This is a genomic window from Streptomyces smaragdinus, from assembly GCF_009604385.1.
GTDB lineage: Bacteria > Actinomycetota > Actinomycetes > Streptomycetales > Streptomycetaceae > Streptomyces > Streptomyces smaragdinus.
The window spans coordinates 189,381-211,465 of record NZ_WEGJ01000002.1 but is presented as its reverse complement, the minus strand read 5'-3'; the positions used below and the strand labels follow the sequence as shown (position 1 = coordinate 211,465).

The 22,085-nt window shown below is 73.5% G+C and carries 21 protein-coding genes and 1 pseudogene; 14 read left to right on the top strand and 8 right to left on the bottom strand.

Going from position 1 to position 22,085, the window contains the following annotated elements; translation table 11 throughout:
• Nucleotides 1-121: 121 nt before the first annotated feature.
• Nucleotides 122-1,072 (top strand): C45 family peptidase, encoded by a 951-nt coding sequence (locus SRB5_RS04415; RefSeq protein ID WP_323377023.1) that lies wholly within the window; start codon nucleotides 122-124, stop codon nucleotides 1,070-1,072.
• 12 nt (nucleotides 1,073-1,084) lie between these two features.
• On the opposite strand, the gene SRB5_RS04410 is transcribed toward SRB5_RS04415, so the two are convergent.
• From SRB5_RS04410 to SRB5_RS04400, 3 genes are all read right to left on the bottom strand, one after another.
• Nucleotides 1,085-1,552, bottom strand: a complete 468-nt coding sequence (locus SRB5_RS04410; protein WP_228389776.1) for a hypothetical protein — start codon at nucleotides 1,550-1,552, stop codon at nucleotides 1,085-1,087.
• A 396-nt stretch (nucleotides 1,553-1,948) separates the two neighbouring features.
• Entirely contained in the window at nucleotides 1,949-2,941 is a 993-nt protein-coding gene (locus SRB5_RS04405; protein WP_153450101.1) for an alpha/beta hydrolase family protein, read from the bottom strand.
• Nucleotides 2,938-3,858 carry a zinc-binding dehydrogenase gene (locus SRB5_RS04400; RefSeq protein ID WP_153450100.1) on the bottom strand — a complete coding sequence of 307 codons (921 nt, stop codon included), beginning with the start codon at nucleotides 3,856-3,858 and terminating at the stop codon, nucleotides 2,938-2,940. Before SRB5_RS04400 ends, SRB5_RS04405 begins: the two co-directional genes overlap by 4 nt.
• An 89-nt stretch (nucleotides 3,859-3,947) precedes the next feature.
• Here SRB5_RS04400 and SRB5_RS04395 point away from each other — a divergent pair, with 89 nt between their 5' ends.
• Complete coding sequence (locus SRB5_RS04395; protein WP_153450099.1) at nucleotides 3,948-4,895, top strand: LysR family transcriptional regulator; 948 nt, start codon at nucleotides 3,948-3,950, stop codon at nucleotides 4,893-4,895.
• Between the two features lie 27 nt (nucleotides 4,896-4,922).
• On the opposite strand, the gene SRB5_RS04390 is transcribed toward SRB5_RS04395, so the two are convergent.
• Nucleotides 4,923-6,179 carry an endonuclease domain-containing protein gene (locus SRB5_RS04390; protein WP_153450098.1) on the bottom strand — a complete coding sequence of 419 codons (1,257 nt, stop codon included), beginning with the start codon at nucleotides 6,177-6,179 and terminating at the stop codon, nucleotides 4,923-4,925.
• 60 nt (nucleotides 6,180-6,239) lie between these two features.
• Nucleotides 6,240-6,947 (bottom strand): annotated as a pseudogene (locus SRB5_RS04385) (sensor histidine kinase); the annotation flags it as partial.
• A 210-nt stretch (nucleotides 6,948-7,157) separates the two neighbouring features.
• Between SRB5_RS04385 and SRB5_RS04380 the strand changes: the two are divergent.
• Nucleotides 7,158-7,403 (top strand): hypothetical protein, encoded by a 246-nt coding sequence (locus SRB5_RS04380; protein WP_323377021.1) that lies wholly within the window; start codon nucleotides 7,158-7,160, stop codon nucleotides 7,401-7,403.
• Between the two features lie 63 nt (nucleotides 7,404-7,466).
• Here the strand turns inward: SRB5_RS04380 and SRB5_RS04375 are convergent, their stop codons facing one another.
• Entirely contained in the window at nucleotides 7,467-7,682 is a 216-nt protein-coding gene (locus SRB5_RS04375) for a hypothetical protein (RefSeq protein WP_153450095.1), read from the bottom strand.
• 200 nt (nucleotides 7,683-7,882) lie between these two features.
• Between SRB5_RS04375 and SRB5_RS04370 the strand changes: the two genes are divergently transcribed.
• Together SRB5_RS04370 and SRB5_RS04365 are read left to right on the top strand one after the other, a co-directional pair.
• Nucleotides 7,883-9,517: an FAD-binding oxidoreductase gene (locus SRB5_RS04370; protein WP_323377020.1), complete on the top strand. Its 1,635-nt coding sequence runs from the start codon at nucleotides 7,883-7,885 to the stop codon at nucleotides 9,515-9,517.
• 37 nt (nucleotides 9,518-9,554) lie between these two features.
• The gene (locus tag SRB5_RS04365) at nucleotides 9,555-10,214 is read left to right on the top strand and encodes an MOSC domain-containing protein (protein WP_153450094.1); all 660 of its coding nucleotides are present in this window, start codon (nucleotides 9,555-9,557) and stop codon (nucleotides 10,212-10,214) included.
• A gap of 92 nt (nucleotides 10,215-10,306) precedes the next feature.
• Here SRB5_RS04365 and SRB5_RS04360 read toward each other — a convergent pair whose 3' ends face one another.
• Nucleotides 10,307-11,554 carry a molybdopterin-dependent oxidoreductase gene (locus tag SRB5_RS04360; protein ID WP_153450093.1) on the bottom strand — a complete coding sequence of 416 codons (1,248 nt, stop codon included), beginning with the start codon at nucleotides 11,552-11,554 and terminating at the stop codon, nucleotides 10,307-10,309.
• 127 nt (nucleotides 11,555-11,681) lie between these two features.
• On the opposite strand from SRB5_RS04360, the gene SRB5_RS04355 reads away from it, so the two are divergent.
• The 3 genes from SRB5_RS04355 (at nucleotide 11,682) to SRB5_RS37380 (ending at nucleotide 15,255) form a co-directional block, all read left to right on the top strand.
• Nucleotides 11,682-13,046 carry a M1 family metallopeptidase gene (locus tag SRB5_RS04355; RefSeq protein WP_153450092.1) on the top strand — a complete coding sequence of 455 codons (1,365 nt, stop codon included), beginning with the start codon at nucleotides 11,682-11,684 and terminating at the stop codon, nucleotides 13,044-13,046.
• 94 nt (nucleotides 13,047-13,140) lie between these two features.
• Nucleotides 13,141-15,021: an ABC transporter ATP-binding protein gene (locus SRB5_RS04350; protein WP_153450091.1), complete on the top strand. Its 1,881-nt coding sequence runs from the start codon at nucleotides 13,141-13,143 to the stop codon at nucleotides 15,019-15,021.
• Nucleotides 15,022-15,084: 63 nt separating this feature from the next.
• A complete protein-coding gene (locus SRB5_RS37380) occupies nucleotides 15,085-15,255 on the top strand; it encodes a hypothetical protein (RefSeq protein ID WP_323377018.1) in 171 nt (56 codons plus the stop codon).
• Here the strand turns inward: SRB5_RS37380 and SRB5_RS04340 are convergent.
• Nucleotides 15,228-15,845 (bottom strand): TetR/AcrR family transcriptional regulator, encoded by a 618-nt coding sequence (locus SRB5_RS04340; RefSeq protein ID WP_153450090.1) that lies wholly within the window; start codon nucleotides 15,843-15,845, stop codon nucleotides 15,228-15,230. The genes SRB5_RS37380 and SRB5_RS04340 overlap by 28 nt on opposite strands.
• Nucleotides 15,846-15,947: 102 nt before the next feature.
• Here SRB5_RS04340 and SRB5_RS04335 point away from each other — a divergent pair, with 102 nt between their 5' ends.
• The 6 genes from SRB5_RS04335 (at nucleotide 15,948) to SRB5_RS04310 (ending at nucleotide 22,061) form a co-directional block, all read left to right on the top strand.
• Nucleotides 15,948-17,327 (top strand): MFS transporter, encoded by a 1,380-nt coding sequence (locus SRB5_RS04335; protein WP_153450089.1) that lies wholly within the window; start codon nucleotides 15,948-15,950, stop codon nucleotides 17,325-17,327.
• A 60-nt stretch (nucleotides 17,328-17,387) separates the two neighbouring features.
• The gene (locus SRB5_RS04330) at nucleotides 17,388-18,089 is read left to right on the top strand and encodes a helix-turn-helix domain-containing protein (protein WP_153450088.1); all 702 of its coding nucleotides are present in this window, start codon (nucleotides 17,388-17,390) and stop codon (nucleotides 18,087-18,089) included.
• Nucleotides 18,090-18,158: 69 nt separating this feature from the next.
• Nucleotides 18,159-18,713, top strand: a complete 555-nt coding sequence (locus SRB5_RS04325; protein WP_153450087.1) for a dihydrofolate reductase family protein — start codon at nucleotides 18,159-18,161, stop codon at nucleotides 18,711-18,713.
• 451 nt (nucleotides 18,714-19,164) lie between these two features.
• Nucleotides 19,165-19,509 (top strand): phosphopantetheine-binding protein, encoded by a 345-nt coding sequence (locus SRB5_RS04320; protein WP_194292823.1) that lies wholly within the window; start codon nucleotides 19,165-19,167, stop codon nucleotides 19,507-19,509.
• Between the two features lie 6 nt (nucleotides 19,510-19,515).
• The gene (locus tag SRB5_RS04315; RefSeq protein WP_153450085.1) at nucleotides 19,516-20,799 is read left to right on the top strand and encodes a glycosyltransferase; all 1,284 of its coding nucleotides are present in this window, start codon (nucleotides 19,516-19,518) and stop codon (nucleotides 20,797-20,799) included.
• Nucleotides 20,796-22,061: a glycosyltransferase family 4 protein gene (locus tag SRB5_RS04310; RefSeq protein WP_153450084.1), complete on the top strand. Its 1,266-nt coding sequence runs from the start codon at nucleotides 20,796-20,798 to the stop codon at nucleotides 22,059-22,061. Before SRB5_RS04315 ends, SRB5_RS04310 begins: the two co-directional genes overlap by 4 nt.
• Nucleotides 22,062-22,085 lie beyond the last annotated feature (24 nt).

Sequence of the window (22,085 nt, the reverse complement as noted above, 5' to 3'; positions counted from 1 at the left end):
CGGCGGACAGCGGAACGCGGCTTGGCCGCGTCCCGCGCCCGGCCGCCGACCTGGTGATTCACCCCGGAATTGACTAGGTTGCCCTCACCTCGTCCGAATCTCACAGGGGAAAGTGGCAGCCGTGCGGCAACAGCACAAGATCTTCCGGGCGATCGAGATCGGCGACGGCCGCGACGGGCGCTGGGCCTCCTACGCCCGGCCCCTGTGGCAGGAGATGGAGGGCCTGCTGACCGACGAGGGCCGCACCGGGCGGGGCGCGGACCGTGTCCGCACGCTGTTCCGTACGCACATGCCGGAACTGGTCCCGGCGCTTGACCGACTGGCCGGCCAACTCGACCGGCCCGGGGCGGAAGCCTTCCTCACCCACGCGGCACTGCGGCCGTTCTCCCGGTCCTGCACCCAGATCGGCCGGCCCGGCAGCCTGCTGCGCAACTACGACCTGCCGCCCGAGCAGTGCGAGGGCGCCATCGTCTCCTCCTGCTTCCTGCGCCCGGTGATCGGGATGCAGGACATGCTGTGGGGCCTGCTGGACGGGATGAACGACGCCGGGCTCGCGGTCTCCCTCACCTGGGGCGGACGCTCCGCCTACGGCCCCGGCTTCTCCATCCTCATCGTCGCGCGCTACCTCCTGGAGACCTGCGACACCGTCGACGAGGCCGTCGACCGGCTACGGTCCCTGCCCGTCGCCGTCCCCCAGAACCTCACCCTGGTCGACCCCGCGAAAGCGGTGACGGTGTACGTGGGACCGGACATACCCCCGACGACCGCGCCCGACGCCTGCGCCGCCAATCACCAGCACCTCCCGGTGACCGACGAGCAGGAGCAGGCCATGCAGACACAGGAGCGGCTGCACGCCATCCGCGCCGCGGGCACGGACGTGGCGGCGATGCTGAGGCCGCCGCTGTATCGAACGGTCGACGAACAGGGCTCGAGAACCCTGTACACGGCCCACTACCGGCCCACCGAGGGACGTGTGACGTACTACTGGCCCGGCGAGTCCTGGCAGCAGTCCTTCGGCGACTTCACCCCCGGATCCCGCACCGTGGCCTGGGACCGGGCCGCTCCGGCATGAGAAACACCGCACTCAGCGCAACACCAGCAGATCCATCCAACTGACCGCCGACTCCCCGGGGTTCGCCGCCGCAGCCGCACGAATACGGGCCAGCCCCCGCGCATACGCCTCGTCCGTCAGCGCCCGCAGCTTGGTGTCCCTCTCACGACGCAGACCGTCGGCGTACGAGGCGAGCGTGGGCGCCGACTCCTGCGGCAGCGACCGCAGGGCGACCCGCCGGAAACCCGCCGCACCGAACGCCTCCTCCACCCGCTCGACGCTGGGGTAATCGGACACGCTCTCCGCGGTCTCGGGAAAGAACCGCACCCGCAGATCACGCTCCCCGCGCCCGGGAAAAGTGTTCCGGATCAGCACCGGCGCCACCGGAATCAACGCCCGCATGGCGGCCGAAGGCTCGACGGCGAGCACCCTGACCCCGAACCACTCACGAAAGGCCGCGGCGAACCCCCCGGTCCCCGCACCGACGTCCAGCACGGTCATCCCCCGGGCAAGCCCCGCCTCCTCACCGACCGCCAGGCCCGCAGCCCCTCGCGGGGAATCTCCCGCGCCTCGCGGTAGGCGGCGGACTTCGCGTCGTATCCGGTTCGTGACATCACTGAACTCCTCGAGCAATGGGTCTGCCGGCGGGCGGGCGCGGCGAGCCGTTCGACAACGGCGTCCGGGTCGCGGCCGGGATCGCGACCCGAGCCGGATCCGTGGGGCACCCCTTTGGCACGGTCCTCGACGACCATGTGGAACAGCCACCCGTGGGGGCGGGGGGCAGGGCACTGTCCCCCGGCTCTGAGGGCAGCCCGGGGCTCGCTGGGCCCTGGACGTCCGCGACCGGAATGGGGGAGCTGACGCCGCCGGCCCAAATGGTCCTGTCGGTAACCACTTTCACGCCGCTGTTCCCGCCAGAGTGTTCGCCAGGTGGTCGCAGAGCTGGGGTAGCCAGTCGGGCCGGGCGTTGCCGAGGAGGTGGTCGCCGTGCGGGACGGACAGATAGCTGCCGTGCGGGGCCAGTCGGGCCAGGGGTTCGCCGTTCGTCACGCCGGGGATGACGTCCTGGGCTCCGTCCACGACCAGCAGCGGGGCCGCGATGCGCGGGGCCAGGGCCGTCAGGTCCACGTGGCGTGCGAACCGGTGGGCGGCGTCGGGGCCGCCCGTGCGCCCGGCCATGATCTCCCGTACCGGCGGGGGCAGTTCCTCCCAGTCGAGGCGGAAGGGACCGCTGATGGTGGCGACGGCCGCCACGCGCCGCTCCAGTGCCGCGGTGCGGGCCGCGAAGTAGCCGCCCAGGCTGAGGCCGACGAGTCCGATGCGAGCGACGCCGAGGGCGTCGATGACCCAGCCCACGACCTTCTCGTAGTCCGGTACGAGGGTCGTGGTGGCCGCGAGTGCACCCTGGCCGGGGCCGTCCATCGCGAACACCGCGAGCCCTCTGGCCAGCAGCGCGGCGGCCAGGTCGAGGAACTCCTCCTTGGCCGAGTCCAGACCGGGGACGACCACCACCGTCCCTGGCGCGTCGGAGGGGCCGCGCAGCCAGCCGGTGAATCCGTCGCCGCTCACCCGCCGCGCGCCGGGCTCCAGCAGCGCCAGCGCCCGGCCCAGGGCGCGGTCCGCCGCTGCGGCGGCACGGGGTGCGTCCGCGTACGGTGCCAGCGTGGCCAGGTGGAACCAACGGGCCGCCGTCAGCAGGTGCTCGCGCGCCGAGAGAGGTGACCCCGCGTTCTCCGCGCGCCTGAGGTGGTCGTTCCCGGTGCGCAGGAAGGACGGTCCCCAGTCGGCGATGGAGGTGAGGCCGTCGGTGACGCGCCGGTACTCGTGCGGGTCCACGCCCGCGCCGGTGGCGCGGGTCCACTGGGCGGCGGTGAAGTCGGTGGCGCTCATCGTGCTCCTTCGGTCAGCAGGACGGCCTTGCCGCGTATCCGGCGTTCCCGGAGGTCGACCAGGGTGTCGGCGGTGTGTGTCCAGTCGCTGACGCGGCCGACCTCCGGGTGCAGCCGGCCCTGTTCCACGAGGCGCACCAGCGCGGCGAGATCGGGGGCGTACGGGGCGCCGGCGTAGTGGAAGTGCTGGATCGTCACGCGCTCGGGCCCGCCGAGGAGCTGGAAGAAGTCGAGGGTCACGGGCGTACGGCTCGCCTGGCCGAACCAGACGAGCAGGCCGCCCGGGCGCGCCTTCGACAGGGCACGCGGCAGGTCCGGCCCGCCCGTGGACTCCAGCACGACGTCGAACGGCCCCTGAGCCGCCCCGACCTCGTGCACCACCCGCGCGCCCAGCGCCGCGAGCCGTTCGCCACGTACGGGCGTGGCCGTCACCGCGGTCACCTCGGCCCCGGCCCCGACGGCGAGTTCGGTGACGTAGTGGCCGACGCCGCCCGAGGCGCCGGTCAGCAGCACCCGTCGGCCGGTCAGGGAGCCTGCCGTACGCAGCAGCCGCAGGGCGGTGATCCCGGCGAGGGGGAGAGCGGCTGCCCGTACGGTGTCGACGCTCTCGGGGAGCGCCGCGAGCGCGTGCGTGGGAACGGTGGCGTACTCGGCCCAGCCGCCCTGCGCCGGGTGTCCGACCACGCGGGTGCCGATGCCGGGGCCGGAGCCGTCGGCTGCCGCCTGTACGACGAGCCCCGCGATGTCCTTGCCGGGCTGTGCCCCCGGCCGGGGGTCTTCGAGGAGGAACGTCTCACCCCGGTTCGGGGCGAACGCCTCGACTTTGATCAGTGCCTCACCGGGCTCGGGCAGGGGCTGGGGGACCTCGGCGAAGGCGACCGGGCGGGCCGCCTCCCCCGTGGGGATCAGTCTTCGCATGGAGAGGATGCAACGCCCGCGGCCACCCGGTGATCCAACAACGGACGGGCGAGGCCGACAACTTTCGGTTGTCACCTATGGTGGGAGCCATGGATCTCGACGTGGCACAGGTACGGGCCTTTGTGCGCACCGCCGAGGAACTGCACTTCGGCAGGGCGGCAGCCTCGCTCGCCGTCTCCCAGCAGGCGCTGTCCAAGAGGATCGCGCGGCTGGAATACCTGCTCGGCACCGAACTGTTCCGGCGCGGCGGCAACGGCGTACGGCTCACGGAGGCCGGCCGGCGTTTCCTCCCGCCGGCCCGGCAGACCGTGGCCGCCGCCGATGCCGCGGTCGCGGCGGCGGTCGGCCGGGAGCGTCCGTTGCGCGTGGACGTCTGGGGGCATCTCTACGCGCCGATGCGGACACTGGCCCAGGTGGCCGGTCGGGCCGGGGAGCTGGCGTTGGGGCACGGGCGCGATCTGCCGGCCGTGACGACGGCGCTGCTGCACGGCGACATCGACGCGGCCTTCGGCCGGGTCCACCCGCCGCTGCGCGCCGGGCTCGAGCATCGCCTCATCCGCCTCGAGCCGGTCGACGCCGTGCTGAGCACAGGCCATCCGCTGGCCGGCGAACCGTCGTTGCGGCCGGACCAGTTGCGCGACAGCGTGCTCTGGACGCCCGGTGCACTGGACCGGCTCGACTTCCTCCACCGGTTCGCCGACCGGTTCGGCATCCGGAACACGGCCGCGAGCGTCAACCTGGGGCTCGCCCACTTCCTCGCCGACGTGGCGAGGGAGCCGCGGCGCTTCTCGCTGCTGCCCGCCGATGTGCCGCTGCCGGAAGTCCCCGGACTGTGCTCCGTCCCGCTGGTCGACCCCACGCCGCTGTACGCCTGGTCACTGCTGTGGCGCCCCGGCAGCGAACACCCGGGCCTCGACCGCCTGACCGCCGCCTGCGCCGAGGAGGCGGGGCGAAGCCGTTGGCTGGAGTACGACCCGACCCGCGACTGGCTGCCGGAACCTCCCGGGTCCCGGTTCGGGACGGTCGCGCCGGCGTAAACCTGGGCAGGTCGGGGCGGTATTCGCTCAGAACAGTTCCAGGTCCCCGCCGCTCGTGTCCGCGACCACCGGGCGGAACCGGGTGGGGAGGGTCTCCAGACGGCTGGGCCCGGCCGCGGCGGCCACGGTGGGGGCCGTCTCGGCGAGCCAGGTGCGAAAGCGGTCGGCTGCCTCGCGGTACGCGACTTGGGCCAGGACTCGGTGCTCACCGGCGGGGCAGAAGTCGACGGAGACCGTCAGGAGGCAGGAGCGGGGCGTGTTCTGATTGCCCGTCCAGGACACCCGCAGGACGCCGCAGGGTTCGCGTCCGCCGGCAGTGGGGTGGGTCGGGCGCAGGGGGCGGCAGGCTGTGTGGGCGGTCCAGGCGGCGAGGTGGGGCAGGGGGAGGGTGGTGCGGGCGCGGCAGCCGGTGCAGCGGTGCCAGTGGTGGAGCCAGGCGTCGGCGGCGGATTCAAAGAGGCGTGTGTAGCGGTTCGCCACGCGGATGTCGTTGTCGTAGAGGTGGTCGGGGCGTTCCTGGGTGTTGCAGGACTGGCAGACGGGGGCGCGGACGTAGCCGTGTTCGTGGCAGTGGTCGAGCACGGTGGCGGGCGCGGTGCGGCAGACGGCGCATGCCCAGCCGGCCACCTTGCGGGCGGTGCCGGGCTTTCGGCTGAGCGCCGAGTACAGCTGCCCCTCGAGTTCCTTGTTGTACGGGCGCACCGGGCCGGCGGGGTCCGCCCGGCGGTCGGCGGCCCGGGTCTGCTCGGTGACGGCGGCGCTCGTCCGGCGGGTCCGTACGGCCTCCGCGTGCTCGGCCGCGTCCAGCAGCCTGACCACGGCGCGCGGCAGCCACCACGTGTGCCGCGTCCCGTCGCGGGTCTGGTCCACGAGCAGTTGGCGCCAGTCGATGCCCGCCAGGTGGTGTGCGTCCCGTACCGCCTCCGGACCGCCCGGTTCCTCCGCGATGCGCCGGCGCCAGCGCAGCGGCGTCCCCTCCTCGCGCTCCGGCCCCGGCGCGGCGTGAAACGGCCCGACGCGGACCAGGTCCCGCCGGTCCACCGCCACCGCGTTCAGGACCGCGGCAGCCCGGCGCACCTCGGCCTCGGGAACGCTCCCCCGCGCTGTCGTCACCACACGGCTGCCGAGCAGGACGTACCCCGTCCCGGCACATGCCGGTGAGCGGGTCAATGCTCCGGAAGCCGTCGGCACATCGCTGCCGGTCGTCAACTCGACCCACAGGGCGTCCGCGGCAGCCAAGGTGATCAGGCCGTCCGTACGACCGGACTCCGCGCGCTCCGACATGCCGACAGGTTAACGGCCCCTGCGGGCGGTTGCCGCCGTCGGGACCGGTCGATAAGTCGATCAGTCGCCGGCCCGCGCCGGCAGTGTGAGACGGAAGGTGGTGCGGCCGGGGCTGCTGGTGACCGTGGCGGTCCCGTCGTGGGCGGTGATCACGGCGTGGACGGTGGCGAGGCCGAGGCCCGTGCTTCCGGTGCTGCGGGAGCGGGCGTGGTCGGCGCGGACGAAGCGGCCGAAGACCTCGGGCCCGAGTTCCTCGGGGATGCCGGGTCCGTTGTCGGTCACGTCGACGTGGACGGTGCCCTGTTCCTCGGTGAGGGCGACGGTCACGTCGGTGCCCGGCGGGGTGTGGGTGCGGGCGTTGGCGAGGAGGTTGCCGATCGCCTGCTGGAGGCGGTGGGCGTCGCCGGTGACGGTGATCGCTTCTTCGGGGAGGTCGAGGAGCCAGTGGTGGCCGGGGCCGGCGGCGCGGGCGTCGTCCGTCGCGTTCAGGATCAGCAGGGTCAGGTCGACCGGTTCGTGTTCGAGGGGGCGTCCGGCGTCGAGGCGCGCGAGGAGGAGCAGGTCGTCGACGAGGCGGGTCATGCGCAGGGACTCGCAGGCGATGCGGTCCAGGGCGTGACCGACCTCGGCGGGTACGGGGCCGCGGTGGCGCAGGGCGAGCTCGGTGTGGCCGCGGATGTTGGCGAGGGGGGTGCGCAGTTCGTGGCCGGCGTCGGCGGCGAAGTGCCGCAGGCGTTCCTCGCCGGCGTGGCGGCGGGTGAGGGCGTCCCAGGCCCGTGCCTGACTCCGTTGCACGAACGGGCGACATATGAACTGCTCGCCGAAGTGACAAGCCGCCGAACGCCCCCTGAACACCGGGCTCGACCGGGAACCGAACGCCCGGCCTCGGATGTGTCCCGCACTGCACGGCAAAGAAGCCGTCGGCCGGGCCGTTGGACGCGAGGGGGACGAGGAATGAAGCGGCTACAGAGGGTCGGTGTGGCAGCGGCCGCCGGGGTCACGGCGCTGCTGCTCACGGGGTGCAGTCAGCCCACGGACTCCACCGAGATCGTCACGTTCACCGACAAACACGGCCGCGTCTGCACCGCCGCGGTGGTCGTGGACCGGGAGCAGAACGAGGGCAACGACTACGAGGTGTCCTCTCTCGACTGCGAGTACCCGCCGGAAGGCCGCACACCGGGCCCCACCGGCTACACGCCCATGCCGGAACGCACCGCCGACTGACCGCCACCGGCCGCCGGATGTCCCGGCGGCCGGTGCGGCTCACTGCCGCCGCCGGCGGCACGGTCACCGCCGGCGGGAACGTCCGCTCCGGCGTGACGACCCGCCGTGGCGCGACGACCTGCCGTCGTCCTCGCACTCGTCGTCGTCATCGTCGTCACAGTCGTCGTCGTCGGAACACCCGACGAGCGTGACCCCGAGAGCCGCCGCCGACACAGCACCCCCGAACAGCCGGAACAGCCCCCGGCGCGGGAACTCCTCCGTCTCGTCCGAATCCGTCATGACATCCCCCTTGTTGTCGATCACTGGGCCGACCCGCGGGGAGCGGACCGGCCTCGGCCGCGAGTGAGTGTAGGGCCATTCGATCCGCCGCAAAGGGGCTGGATCCGTGAACGGAGCGGCTGTGGTTGTCCCCAGCCGTCCCACATGCCAATCTGACCCGCAAGTAACTTACCGGGCGGTCAGACGGGTGGTGGCGGGCGGTGCAGCGCACAACGCGGTCGTGGTGGGGATGGGGGAACGTCGAGGACGCCGTGGTCGGAGGTGAGCGGGAGGCGTTGACGCGGCGGGTCGCGGCGCTGTTGCCCGACGCGGACCTCAGCGTTCATCAGGCGCCGACGGTCGGGTCATTCGAGGTGGGGGCGAGTCGGGTCGAGGCGCCGCGGGCGCTCGCGTCGGTCGTCTCCGCGGATGTACGGGACCGGCTGGCGCACAGTCACGGGCAGGCGTTCCGGGACGTGGCCCGGGCGTTGCTCGGGCGGTTGCCGCATGTGCCTGATCTCGTTGCCCGGCCGTCCACCGAGGCCGAGGTGGTCCAGGTGCTGGACTGGTGCGGGGACACGGGGATCGCCGTGGTGCCCTTCGGGGGCGGGACCTCCGTGGTGGGTGGGGTCGAGCCGCGGGTCGGGGACGCGTACGCGGGGGCCGTGAGTCTGGATCTGACGGGGCTGGACCGGGTGCTGGAGGTCGACCGGGAGAGCCGGGCGGCGCTGGTGCAGGCGGGGGTGCTCGGGCCGGCGCTGGCGGATCAGCTGCGGCCGTACGGGTACACGTTGCGGTTCTTCCCGCAGTCCTTCGAGTTCTCCAGCCTCGGCGGCTGGCTGGCCACCCGCGCCGGGGGGCATTTCGCCACCGTACTCACGCACATCGACGACCTCACCGAGTCGCTGCGCGTCGTCACCCCCGCCGGTGTCGTGGAGTCGCGCCGGCTGCCCGCCTCCGGGGCGGGGCCGTCGCCCGACCGGATGTTCCTCGGCTCCGAGGGCACCCTCGGCGTGATCACCCAGGCGTGGGTGCGCCTCCAGGACCGGCCGCGGTGGCGGGCGGGGGCGTCGGTGGGGTTCGCGGATCACGCGGACGGGGTCCGGGCGGTGCGGGCGCTGGCGCAGTCCGGGCTGCATCCCGCCAACTGCCGGCTGCTGGATCCCGTGGAGGCGTTCATCAACGCGAACTCCCCTACGGCGGTGCTGATCCTGGGCTTCGAGTCGGCCGATCATCCGGTCACGGCCTGGCTGGAACGCGCCCTGGAGCTGTGCCGCGACCACGGCGGCACCCTGGCCGAGCCCGCGCGCTACACCGACACCGCCGAGGAGTCCGCGCCGGGCGCGGGCGCCGCCGACACCTGGCGGTCGTCGTTCCTGCGGATGCCGTACCAGCGTGACGCGCTCGCCGCCCAGAGCATGATCGTGGAGACCTTCGAGACCGCGTGCACCTGGGACCGGTTCGACGCCCTCTACGCGGCCGTCCAGGACGCCGCGCAGGAGACCCTCCGCAAGGTCGGCGCGAGCGGGGTGGTGACCTGCCGTTTCACCCACGTCTACCCCGACGGCCCGGCCCCGTACTTCGGGATCTACGCCGCCGGTACCTGGGGCCGTACGGTCGAGCAGTGGGACGAGGTCAAGGCGGCCGTCTCCGAGGCACTGCTCGCCTCCGGCGGCACCATCACCCACCACCACGCGGTGGGCCGCGACCACCGCCCGTGGTACGACCGCCAGCGCCCCGATCTGTTCGCGGCGGCCCTGCGGGCGGGCAAGCAGACCCTCGACCCGAACGGCGTCCTGAACCCGGGTGTCGTGATCGATCCGCTGATCCATTCCATGAGGCCGGACGGGAAATGAGTCGCCGCGGTGGGCGGCAGGCCGTAGCGTCGCGCGCATGAAGCTGCTCTCCGTCAATGTCGGCAGGCCTCAGCCCAACCCGTGGAAGCACCTCAGCGCGACAGGAATCGACAAGCGGCCCGTCGCCGGACCGGTCGCCGTGATCGCTCCTGGCCCCAAGGGCACCGGTGAGGTCGGTCTCGCGGGTGACCGGGTCTACGACGTGAAGCATCACGGCGGTCCCGACCAGGCCGTCTACGCCTACGCCCGCGAGGATCTCGACGGGTGGGAGGCCGAACTGGGCAGGCCGCTCGCCAACGGTGTCTTCGGGGAGAACCTGACGACCCTCGGCCTCGACGTCAACGGCGCCCTGATCGGCGAGCGCTGGCGCATCGGCCCGGACGTGGTCCTGGAGGTGTCGTGCCCGCGGATCCCGTGCGTGACGTTCCAGGGATGGCTGGAGCGCGAGGGCTGGATCAAGCGCTTCACCCGGGCCGCGGCGCCCGGCGCCTATCTGCGCGTGATCGAGCCGGGAGACATCCGGGCCTCCGACCCCGTCGAGATCGTGCACCGACCCGACCACGACGTGACCGTCGCACTCGCCTTCCGCGCGATGACGCTCGAACCGAACCTGCTGCCACGGCTGCTGGTCGCCGACGCGCTGCCGCAGGACGCGAGGGAACTGGCCCGCCGGCGCGCGACCACGAACGATCGGTGAGCCACATGCAACCGTCCTCCCCGGCAGAGATCCGCTGATCACCGCCTTCCCGGCTCCGGGTCCCGGGTGGACGGCTACTGCTGATCCCGCCGTCACACCACCGTCACCGGATGTGCCACGACCGCGTCGAAGAGATAGCCCTGCGTGTTGTGGACGCTCCGGTCCGGCTGGGTTTCGCCGGTGGTGTCCGTGGCCCGGGCGCGGAGCGTCGTGGGGCCGGGGGTGGTCGGGGTCCAGGTGTGCGACCAGCGGGTCCAGCGGGCGGGGTGGGGGGTGTCGTGGAGGTGGGCGTGGTGCCAGGTGGTGCCGTTGTCGGTGCTGATCTCCACCGAGCGGATGCCGCCTGTGCCGGACCAGGAGCGGCCCGTCAGGTGGTGCGGCTCGTTCGCGGGGAGGGTCGCGTTCCAGGGGAGTTCGAAGGCTGATTTCAGGGACTGGTGCGTGAGCGGGGCGCTGCCCCCGGGCGGGTACGAGGGGCCGAAGAGGCGGTAGACGTCCGTGTTCCAGGGGCTGTAGAGCGGGTGCGCGGACACCTCGATGTCGCCGGCCCACTTGATGCTCGCGATGCCCACCCACGACGGGACCAGGACGCGGACGGGGTGGCCGTGGTCGGGCGGCAGGGGGGCGCCGTTCATCTCGTACGCGAGGAGCACGTCGTCCAGCGCCTTGGCGACCGGCATGGGGCGGCGGACCCGGCCGACGCTCACCCCGCCGCTGACGTACTCGGCGTCCAGGCCCCGCGGCATCACGTCCACCGCCTCGCGGGTGAGCCCGGCGCGCCGCAGCACCGCACTCAGCGGCACACCGCGCCAGCTCGCCTGCCCGATGGCGCCCAGGGTCCAAGGGGTGCCGGACACCGGCTCGCCCTGCTGGCTCGCGTAGAGGTCGCGGGCGTTTCCGGCGCACTCCACGTACGCGGAACGGGTCACCGCGGGGAGGGACTTGAGGTCGTCCAGGCCCAGGACCGTGTCGCCGCCGCGCAGTCCGCTCCCCCACAGGCGCAGGCTCCAGCTGTCCGCGTCGAGCACCGGCGTGGTGGTGTGGTTGCGGACGAAGAAGCGGTCGACGGGGGTGTGGTAGCCGGTGCCGCGCAGCGCGGGCCAGTTGGTCTCGGCGTTGGTGCCGCGGACGGTGAAGAACTCCTCCGGCAGCGGCTTGACGATGCCCGGCACGCCGGCCGCCTCCGCGCTCCCGGCGGAGAGGCCGGCCGTCGCCCCGGCGGCCGCCAGCAGCCGCAGCATGACACGCCGTGACACCCCGGCGGCGTACGCGTCGCCGGCGAGCCACTGGCGCAGCCGGTGCCGGTCGTAGGAGTGCTCGTCGGGGTTCGGGTTGCTCATACGTCCATCCTTCCCCGCCCGCCCCGGCCCCGCCATCGCACGTGTGTTGACTTCGGCGCGCGCCCGTCGATTGCGGCGTGGTCGAAGTGCGGTTGTGCGCCGGAATGTCCGGCCTAGCCTCGCGCGTATGACATGGACTCGGGTAAGGCTGCTGGTGGTGGGCGTGGTCCTGGTGCTGCTCGGGCTGCCCTCGGGCCCCGCGGCCGCGACCGGCGGGGCGGACGGGGCGGGGGCGCCGGGGCGGATCTCGTACGACGTGGGGCTGCGCGCCGACGCCACGGGGACGCGGTGGAGCGGGCGGGAGCGGATCACGTTCACCAACACCGGGCGGGAGCCGCTGCGTGAGGTGTACCTACGGCTGTGGGGCAACGCCGTCGACGGCTGCGCCGCGCCGCCGGTGACCGTCTCGGGGCTGCGGGGCGGCACGGACGCCGGTTTGAGCGTCGGCTGTACGGCGCTGCGCGTGCGGCTGGCGCGGCCCCTCGCGCCCGGGGACGGGACGTCGGTGGCGTTCCGGCTGACGCTGACCGTCCCGGACCGCGATCACCGCTTCGGGCGGCAGGGGCCGTACCGGCTGCTGGGCAACGCGCTGCCCGTCCTCGCGGTGCGGGACGCCGCCGGCTGGCATCTGGACCCCGACGTGGGCTTCGGGGAGAGCTACTACACCCTGGCCGCCGACTTCCGGGTGCGCCTGGACCACCCCGCCGGCCTGGTCGTCCCCGCCACCGGCCGGACGGTGACCGGGGCGGCGGCCCCGGGGCGGGCGGTCACCGTCAGCCGCGCGGATAAGGTGCGGGACTTCGCGTGGGCGGCCGGTCCGTTCCGTACCGCCTCCGAGGTCAGCCCGGACGGGGTGCTGGTGCGCGCGTTCTGGACCGCGGACACCGCGCCGGCGAACGTGGCGCAGGTCCGGGCGGACGCCGCCGCCTCCGTCGACGACTTCGGGCGGCGCTTCGGCCGCTATCCGTACGGTGAGCTGGACCTGGTGATGAGTCCGGCCTTCGGCTTCGGGTCGATGGAGTACCCGGGGCTGGTGCTGCTGTGGACCACGGACGACGGCGCGGCGACCGTCCACGAGGTGGCGCACCAGTGGTGGTACGGCATCGTCGGCAACGACGAGTTCGGCGCGCCCTGGCTGGACGAGTCCTTCGCCTCGTACGCGTCCCTGCTGTTCGCCGGCGACGACGGCGCCGGCTGCTGGGCCGACCTCTGGTGGCCGGATCGCCAGGGCCTGGAGATCACCCGGTCCATGGGCTGGCTGGCCGAGCCGGCGGATCACAGCGGCTGGACCTTTCCCCTCTACACGGCCGGCCCCTGCGCGCTGCAGGACCTGGAGCGCGAGCTGGGCTCCCCCGCCATGGCGGCCCTGATGCGCGACTACGCCCGCGACCACTGGTACGGGATCTCCACGACCGCCGGCTTCAAGGCGGCCGCGGAACGGGCCGCGGGGCACGACCTCACCCGGTTCTGGGCGGATCACCGGATCCGCTGAAGCCCCGCTTGAGCTCAACCATGGTTCAGGTTCTACGCTGGTCGGCGGCCCTCGCACCGCGTCGGGCCGTCGAGCCCCGGACCGGAGCCAGCACATGGACATGCGCACCACCGCAATGTATTCGCTGCACAGCACCATCAACGCGCAGCGCGAGCGCCGCCCCTTCAACCGGGCGGCGCTCGGCCGTATCCTCGCGTTCGCCCGGCCGCACCGGCGGCTGCTGGTGTGGTTCGTGCTGCTCAGCGTCGTGGTCGCGGCGCTGGCGGTGGCGACGCCGCTGCTGGCCGGGAGTGTCGTGGACGCGATCACCGAGGGGTCCGACGACGGGGTGGTCGTCGGACTAGCCGTACTGATAGCCGGGATCGCCGTCGCCGAGGCGGGACTGGGCCTGCTCACCCGGTGGATGTCCGCCCGGATCGGCGAGGGGCTGATCCTCGATCTGCGGACCGCCGTCTACCGGCACGTACAGCGGATGCCGGTCGCCTTCTTCACCCGGACCCGCACGGGCGCGCTGGTCAGCCGGCTCAACAACGACGTGCTCGGCGCGCAGCGGGCGTTCTCCAACACCCTGTCGGGCGTGGTCGGCAATCTGGTCACGCTGCTGCTCACCCTCGCGGTGATGCTGCGGCTGTCGTGGCAGATCACGCTGCTCGCCCTGGTGCTGCTGCCGGTGTTCGTGATCCCGGCGCGGCGGATGGGGACGCGGCTGGCGCGGCTGCAGCGCGAGGCCGCCGACCACAACGCGGCCATGGGCACGCGGATGACGGAGCGGTTCTCCGCTCCCGGCGCCACGCTCGTCAAGCTGTACGGGCGGCCCGAGCACGAGGCCGACGAGTTCGCCGAGCGGGCGCGCCGGGTGCGCGACATCGGGGTGCGTACGGCCATGACGCAGACGGTGTTCGTCACCGCCCTCACCCTCGTCTCGGCGCTCGCCCTGGCCCTGGTGTACGGGCTCGGCGGCCACTTCGCCCTCACCGGCAGCCTGGACACCGGCGCCGTGGTCTCCCTGTCGCTGCTGATCACCCGGCTGTACGCGCCGCTGACGTCCCTGGCGGGCGCGCGGGTGGAGGTGATGAGCGCGCTGGTCAGTTTCGAGCGGGTCTTCGAGGTGCTGGACCTGCAGCCGCTGATCCAGGACAAGCCCGACGCGCGGGACGTGCCCGAGGGGCCGGCGTCGGTGGAGTTCGACGGCGTGACGTTCGCCTACCCGGCCGCCGACAAGGTGTCCCTGGCGTCGCTGGAGGAGGTCGCCGTGCTGGACTCGCGCGGCGGCGATACCGTACTGCACGACATCTCCTTCCGCGCCGAGCCCGGGCAGCTCGTCGCCCTGGTCGGCTCGTCCGGCGCCGGCAAGTCGACCGTCGCGCAGCTGCTGCCGCGGCTGTACGACACGGACGCCGGGGCGGTACGGGTGGCGGGGGTGGACGTCCGTGATCTGACGGCGGCGTCGCTGCGCGCCACGGTGGGCCTGGTGACGCAGGACGGGCACCTCTTCCACGACACCGTGCGCGCCAACCTGCGGCTCGCGGCGCCGGACGCGGCGGACGACGACCTGTGGGACGCGCTGCGCCGGGCCCGGCTGGACGGCCTGGTCGCCGCCCTGCCGGACGGCCTGGACACCGTGGTCGGCGAACGCGGCTACCGGCTCTCCGGCGGTGAACGCCAGCGGCTGACCATCGCCCGTCTGCTCCTCGCCCAGCCCCGCGTCGTCATCCTCGACGAGGCCACCGCCCATCTGGACTCGACGTCGGAGGCGGCCGTGCAGGAGGCGCTCACGGAGGCGCTGGCCGGCCGGACGGCGGTGGTCATCGCGCACCGGCTGTCGACCATCCGGCAGGCGGACCAGATCCTGGTGGTCGAGGCGGGCCGCATCGTCGAACGCGGCACGCACCCCGACCTGCTGGCGGCGGGCGGCCGTTACGCGGAGCTCCACCGGACGCAGTTCGGGGTGGAGGACGAACCGGCGCCGGCCTGAGGCGGCAATCGGTCCGGAGGCCGGCGTTCCGCTGTACGCCACTGCGAACCGGAGGCCGTCCGCGTGGTGCGCGCGGTCGTGGACGCCGTGTCCTCGGGCAGTGCCGGGTTCTTCGGCGGGCCGGAGGTGCTGGAGCCGGGGATGGTCTCCGTCTCCCGGTGGCGGCCCGGGCCCGACGCCTTCGGGGAGGCCGCGCCGATCCCCGGTTACGGTGTGGTCGCGCGCAAGCCCTGATCGGGCACCGGGGTGCCCGGTGGGGTGAAGGCCGCCAGGACCGTGGCCGTGATCTGGGCGGCGGCGTGGTCCGAGGTGAGGCGGCCGGCGCGGATTTCCTCGGTGGCGCTGTGCATGATCGTGTGCAGGACGTTGACCAGCCAGGAGATCGGCAGGTCCGTACGGAAGACGCCCTCGGCGCGGCCCCGGGTGACGAGGGTCTCGACCCGGGCCGCGGGACCGGCGTGCAGTTCGCGGATGCGTGCCTCGGTGAGTTCGCGCTGCGCGGCGGCGAGCAGCGCCTGTGCCTGGTCGACCAGGTGCCAGCCGGCCTCGACGTAGCGGGCCAGGGCGAGGCGGGGGTCGCCGGTCAGGTCGACCGACTCCAGGGCCTCGTCGCCCCGGTCGAGGGCGCGGGTCATCGCCGCGTCGACGACCTCCGCGCGGGAGGCGAAGTGCGCGTACAGCGTCACGCGTCCCACGCCCGCGGCGCGGGCGATCTCGCTCAGGCTCGCCTCCGGATTGCGCCCGAGGCAGTCGGCCGCGGCCTGCACGATCGAGTCGATGCTGCGCAGGGCGTCGGCGCGCTTGGCGGTGCTCTTGCTGCTCATACGTCCCATCATAGCCGCTAACCCGAACAGTGGTGTTTGCGTTAGCCCTCTCGGCTCTGTAACTTGAACATGAGTGTTCGAGTTACTTGGAGGGTGAATGCCATGATCGACACGACACGGCGCTGGCAGGCCCTGGCCCTGCTGGGGCTGGCCCAGCTGATGCTGATCCTCGACGTCACCGTCGTCGCGATCGCCCTGCCCCATATGGGCGCCGAACTGGACCTGAGCCGTGCGGCGTTGACCTGGGTGGTCAGCGGGTACGCGCTCACGTTCGGGAGCCTGATGCTGCTCGGCGGCCGGGCGGCCGACCTGTTCGGGCCCAAGCGGGTCGTGCTCGTGGGGCTCACCGTGTTCACCGGCGCGTCGCTGGCCGCCGGGCTCGCGGGCGGGGCGGCGGTGCTGCTCGGCGCCCGGATCGCGCAGGGGGCGGGGGCCGCGATGCTGTCGCCGGCCGCGCTGTCCGTGGTGGTGCGGCTGTTCGACGGCGAGGAGCGCAACCGGGCGCTGGGCATCTGGTCGGCGCTCGGGGGCGGCGGGGCCGCGCTCGGGGTGCTGCTGGGCGGGCTGATCACCGCGGGGCCGGGGTGGGAGTGGGTGTTCTTCGTCAACGTGCCCGTCGGCGCCGTCGTCCTCGTGGCGCTGGTCCGGGTGGTGCCCGCGCTGCCGCCGGCCGGTTCGGGTTCCCTCGACATACCGGGCGCCGCCCTGGTCGCCGCCTCGACCGGCGCCCTCATCTACGCGCTGATCCGGTCGGGCGACGAGGGGTGGCTGGACGGTGTCACGCTCGGCCTCCTCGCCGCCGCGGCAGCCGGGTACGCGGGGTTCGCCGCCTGGCAGCGCCGGGCGTCGGCGCCGCTGATGGATCTGCGGCTGCTCGGGCGGCGGCCGGTGGTCGCGGGCGTCTTCGTGATCGGGGTCGCCACGGCGCTGATGGTCGCGGTGTTCTTCCTCGGCTCCTTCTACCTCCAGAACGTACGGGGGCACGGGGCCCTGGCGACCGGTGCGCTGTTCCTGCCGGTGGCGCTGGTGACGATGGCGTCCGCGACGGCCTCGGGGCGCGTGATCGGGCAGTTGGGGGCGCGGGTGCTGGCCGCGGTCGCGCTGGCGGTGTCGGCCGCCGGGTTCCTGGTGGTGGTGCTGTGGACCGGTACGGCGGCGATGGTCGTCGGGGTGAGCGTGGCCTCGGCGGGGCTGGGCGCGCTGTTCGTGGTCGCCTCGGCCACCGCGCTGGCCGCCGTCGCGCCGCAGGAGGCGGGGGTGACGTCCGGGATCGTCAGCACCTTCCACGAGTTCGGCGCCTCGGCCGGTGCGGCGGCCGTCTCCAGCGCCGCCGCCACGAGCATCGCCGCCGGGGCCGGGGCCCGGGCCGCCGGGTTCGACGACGCGTTCCTCGTCGCCACCGCCGTGGCCGCGGTCGCCGGCGTCGTCGCCCTGGCACTGATCCCGGGGAAGCCCGCACAGGAGGCCGTACCGGCCGCGTAGAACCGCCGTTGTCGTACCCGGGTGCCAGACTGACGACCGGTCTACGGAACGGGGGCCGGGATGGGCCTGACGATGGAGAGCCGGCCGTCGGAGCTGCCGTACATCGAGCGGGTGTGGCGCAGCCGCAGCGACGACGTCGGCACGATGACGTCGGTGGCGACGTCCCACTGGGAGCTGGTGGTCTGGGAGCACCGCGGCCGCACGCACGCCTCCCTGCAGGGCCCGGAGCCGGCCGCGTCCCGGGCCCCCGTCCCCGCGTACGCCGACTTCTTCGGCATCACGTTCGCGCTCGGGACGACGATGCCGCATCTGCCCGTCGGCCGGCTGGTGGGCGGCAACGCGGCGCTCCCCGACGTCACCCGGCGCTCCCTGTGGCTGAAGGGCTCCGCCTGGCACGTCCCGGACTACGACAACGCCGAGGCGTTCGTACGGCGGATGACACGCGAGGGCGTCATCGACCGGGACCCCCTCGTCCCCGCCGTCCTCGACGGCGCCCGCCCGGACGTGGGCGAGCGCACCCTGCAGCGGCGCTTCGCCGCGGCCACGGGGCTCACGCAGGGCGCCGTCCGGCAGATCGAGCGCGCCCGGCGGGCGGCGGTGCTGCTGCGGGAGGGCGCGCCCGCCACCGAGCTCGTGCACCGGCTCGGGTACTTCGACCAGCCGCATCTGGCGCGGTCGCTGAAGCGGTACATCGGGCGTACGGCCACCGAGCTGGGCGCCCGGGACCCGGCCCAGCCGCTGTCGCTTCTGTACAAGACCTGACCCGCGCCGCGCGCCTACCGTGCGTGGCACAGCGGGCGGAATCGGTCCCGCATCAATCGTGGAGGAATCATGCGCAAGGTCGTATCGGGTCTGTTCGTCTCGCTCGACGGGGTCGCCCAGTCGCCCGACCAGTGGCAGTTCGCGTTCGACGAGGAGATGGGCGCGGCGCTGGCGAACACCCTGGAGACCGCCGACACCATCCTGCTCGGCCGGGTGACGTTCACCGAATGGGCCGGCTACTGGCCGACGGTGACCAGCGGCGAGGACGCCGGCTTCGCGAAGTGGATCAACGAATCGCCCAAGTACGTCGTCTCCTCGACGCTGGACAGCGTCGACGACTGGTCGAACTCCACCCTGGTCTGGGGCGACCTGGCCGAAGCGATCGGTGAACTCAAGGCGGGCGAGGGCAAGAACATCACCGTCGCCGGCAGCCCGACGCTGGTGCGCTCGCTGCTGGAGCAGGATCTGCTGGACGAACTGGTGCTGCTGATCCACCCGGTGGTCGCCGGCGAGGGCCGCCGCAAGCTGTTCGCCGACGACGCCTCGCTGAAGAAGCTGGAGCTGGTGAGCGCCGAGCCGACGAGCAGCGGGGTGATCATCGCGACCTATCGCCCGATGGCCTGATCGGCCCCCCGCACACCCTCGGACGTCCGTCGCGGCGCTCCTTGTATCACGCTCACCTCCGTGCCCCGGCCCCAGCAGCCGTGCAACCAGGGATAAATCGTCAGGCCTGACGTATCAGGGGTTAATAACCGGCGGGTTGGCGTTCGATACTTGCCGGTTCTCTATTGACACCGGTCAGCGGCACTGCTCTGATATGCCCAGGTCCGGGGATGAACCAGTGGGTCGCGCACCGCAAGATGGGAGCGCTCCCACGCTCATTGCGTGAATATCCGCATCGCCAAATCCCAGCCCCACAAGGGCTTATTCCGGCGTGCTCATTTCCTCGTGCTCAACTCCCCCCACACCGGGCTCCGCCCATTTTCGCCGTGTTCATGCAATATCAGTGCGCGAGGAGTATCACCATGTACGTCCGCTTCAGCTGTGTCCGGCCGGACCGAGGCGGGGAAATCCGGTGACGCCGACCGAGGAAAGTCTGACGGCGCTGTGGACCCAGGCTCTCGGGGCCGCCCCCGAGAGCGTCGACACGGAGTTCTTCGCGGCGGGCGGGACCTCGCTCGCCCTCGTCCAGCTGCTGGCGGGTGTGGAGGACGCCTGGGGCGTGGAGCTCCCCCTGGACCGGCTCTTCGCCGAGGGGTTCAGCGTACGCGGGGCCGCCGCCGCGCTCGACGAGTCGCTGCTCGGCGGGCTCAGCGCCGAGGAACTCGAGGTGCTGCAGGCCGAGTTGGACGGGATGAGCGAGGACGAGGTGAGCGCCCTCCTCGGTGACGCCGAAGCGCCGTCCGGGCAGCAGGCGTAGGCGTCGATGTCCCTCTTCCTCATGGTGACGCACGGCAGCGACGGTGACGTGCTGCCCTTTGCAGCCGTCGGAGCGGCACTGGTCGCGGCCGGTCATCGCGTCGAGCTGCTGACCCACGCGCCGTACCGGGACGCGGCCGCCGCGGCCGGTCTGGGCTTTCACGCCATCGACGACGAGCCCGCCTTCGAACGCGCCCTCGCCGACTCCCCGGGGCTGCTGGGCTCCGCGGTCGGCGACGAGCGGATGGGCTGGGGCGAGTACTACCGCCGCAACGACATGTTCGGGCAGATCGCGAGGGAGTGCGCGCTGCTGCGGGAGCTGCATCTGCCGGGCAAGACGGTGCTCGTCGGCCGGCACACCTCCGGCGTGTCCGTCCGCTTCGTCGCCGAGCTGCTGCGCTCCCCCGCCGCGTGGCTGGCGCTGGCGCCCACCCAGGTGCTGGCGGCCCCGGTGGCCGCGCACGTCTACGGCACCGAGCTGGCCGCCGGGTTCACCGGGGTCCGCGCGGGGCTGGGGCTGCCCCCGGTGGCCGACTGGCGGCAGTGGTTCGACGCCTGCGACGCCGTGCTCGGGCTGTGGCCGCGGTGGTTCGACGAGGCCGGACCGCGCGCCCCGTACTGGACGGAGCTGCTCGACTTCCCCCTGGCCGACACCGCGACCCGGGCCCTCGGCGAACGCGGTGCCGACGCGCCCGCTCCCGGCTCGGTGATCGTCACCGGCGGCACCGGGCGGATGCTGCACCCCGGCTACTACCCGGCGCTCACCGAGGCCGCGGGACTCACGGGACTGCCCACCACGCTCGTCGTCCGCCACCGGGACCTGCTCCCCGCCCGCCTGCCCGCCAACGTCCGCTGGCAGCCCGGCGCCCGCTTCGCCGACGTCCTGCCGCAGGCCGCCGCCCTCGTCCACCACGGCGGCATCGGCACCCTCGCCCGGGCCCTGGCCGCCGGATGCCCGCAGGTCGTGATGGCCGACGGCATCGACCGCCCCGACAACGCCGCCCGCCTCGCCCGCCACGACCTGGCCCGCGTGGTCCCCGCCGAACGCTGGCGCCCCGCGCCACTGGCCGAGGCGATCGCCGCCGCCGCGGGTGACCGGGGCTACGCCGGCCGCGTACGGATGGTCGCCGAGGACATGACCGGCTGCGCACCCGCCGCCGCCCGGCAACTCGCGGCCCTCGAGCGGCCCGTACCACCGGCCGTGATCCGGCTGCGCGGGCTCTCCGCGCGCCAGCGCGCCCTGCTGCGGACGGCCCGCGGCGGCGTCCCCGCCGGAGGTGGCGCGACGTGAGGATCCTGCTCGCCCAGAACCTGATCCACCTCCCGTCCCACGGCGGCGCCAACCGCTCCAACCGCCTGATGCTCGAGGAGCTGGCCCGCCGCGGCCACACCTGCGTCGTCGTCGGCCCCCTGACCGGCGCCCTGGCCACCACCGGCGGAGCCGTCGAGGCCCTGCGCCGGCGGGGCGCCGAGATCGTCTCCGACGGCCCCGAGGCCGTCGTCTACCGGTACGCCGGGGTCGAGTCCCACGCGGTGCGCACCGCCGCCGCACTGCCGGGGCGCATCCGCCGGGTCGCGGCGGACCTGGCGCCGGACTTCACCCTCGTACCGAGCGACGACCCGGGCTTCGTGGTGCTCGGCGCGGTGCTGGCGGTCACCCCGGACCGGGTGGTCTATCTGGTGCACACGCTGCAGCAACTGCCGTTCGGCCCGGGCGCGTTCTACCCGAGCGCGGCCGGCACCGCGATGGTGCGCCGGACCGCCGCCGTGGTGTCCGTCAGCCTCGCCGCCCAGCGGTACGTGCAGGAGCACGCGGGGCTGGAGTCGACGCTCGTACGGCCGCACGTGTACGGGGACGGGCCGTATCCCGACCACGGGGCCGCCGGGCCGGACGGGCGGTCTGTCACCCTGATCAACCCGTGCGGGTACAAGGGCATTTCCGTACTGCTGGACCTCGCCGACTCGCTGCCCGAGGTGCCCTTCCTGACGGTCCCGACCTGGGGCACGCAGCCCGCGGACCTGGCGGCGCTGTCGAAGCGCGGCAACATCGAGCTGACCGGCCCGGTGGACGACATCGACACCGTCTTCCGCCGTTCGTCGGTGCTGCTGATGCCGTCGCTGTGGGACGAGACCTTCGGCTACAGCGCGGTGGAGGCCCAGCTGCGCGGCATCCCCGTGCTGGCGTCCGCCGTCGGCGGGCTGGCGGAGGCCGAGCTCGGCGTGGCGGGGACCCTGCCGGTGACGGCGGTGAGCGAGTACGCCGCGCGCGCCGGGCAGGCCCGGCCGGAGCCGGTGATCCCGCCGCAGGACGTGGCGCCGTGGCGGACGGCCCTGCGGGAGCTGCTGGAGGACGGCGAGGTGTACCGGGCCAGGTCGGCGGCCTCCCGGGTGGCCGCGCACGCCTTCGTCGAAGGACTGGATCCGGGCGCGCTGGAGACCTTTCTGGCCGGGGTGACCCCCTCGGCCGCGCCCGAACGCGCCGCGGCGCCGGCGCCCGACCGCGCCGCGGCGCTGCGCGCGCTGGCCGCCCGGCGGGCCCGTACCGGGAAATAGGCCACCCCGCCTCACGTACGACAT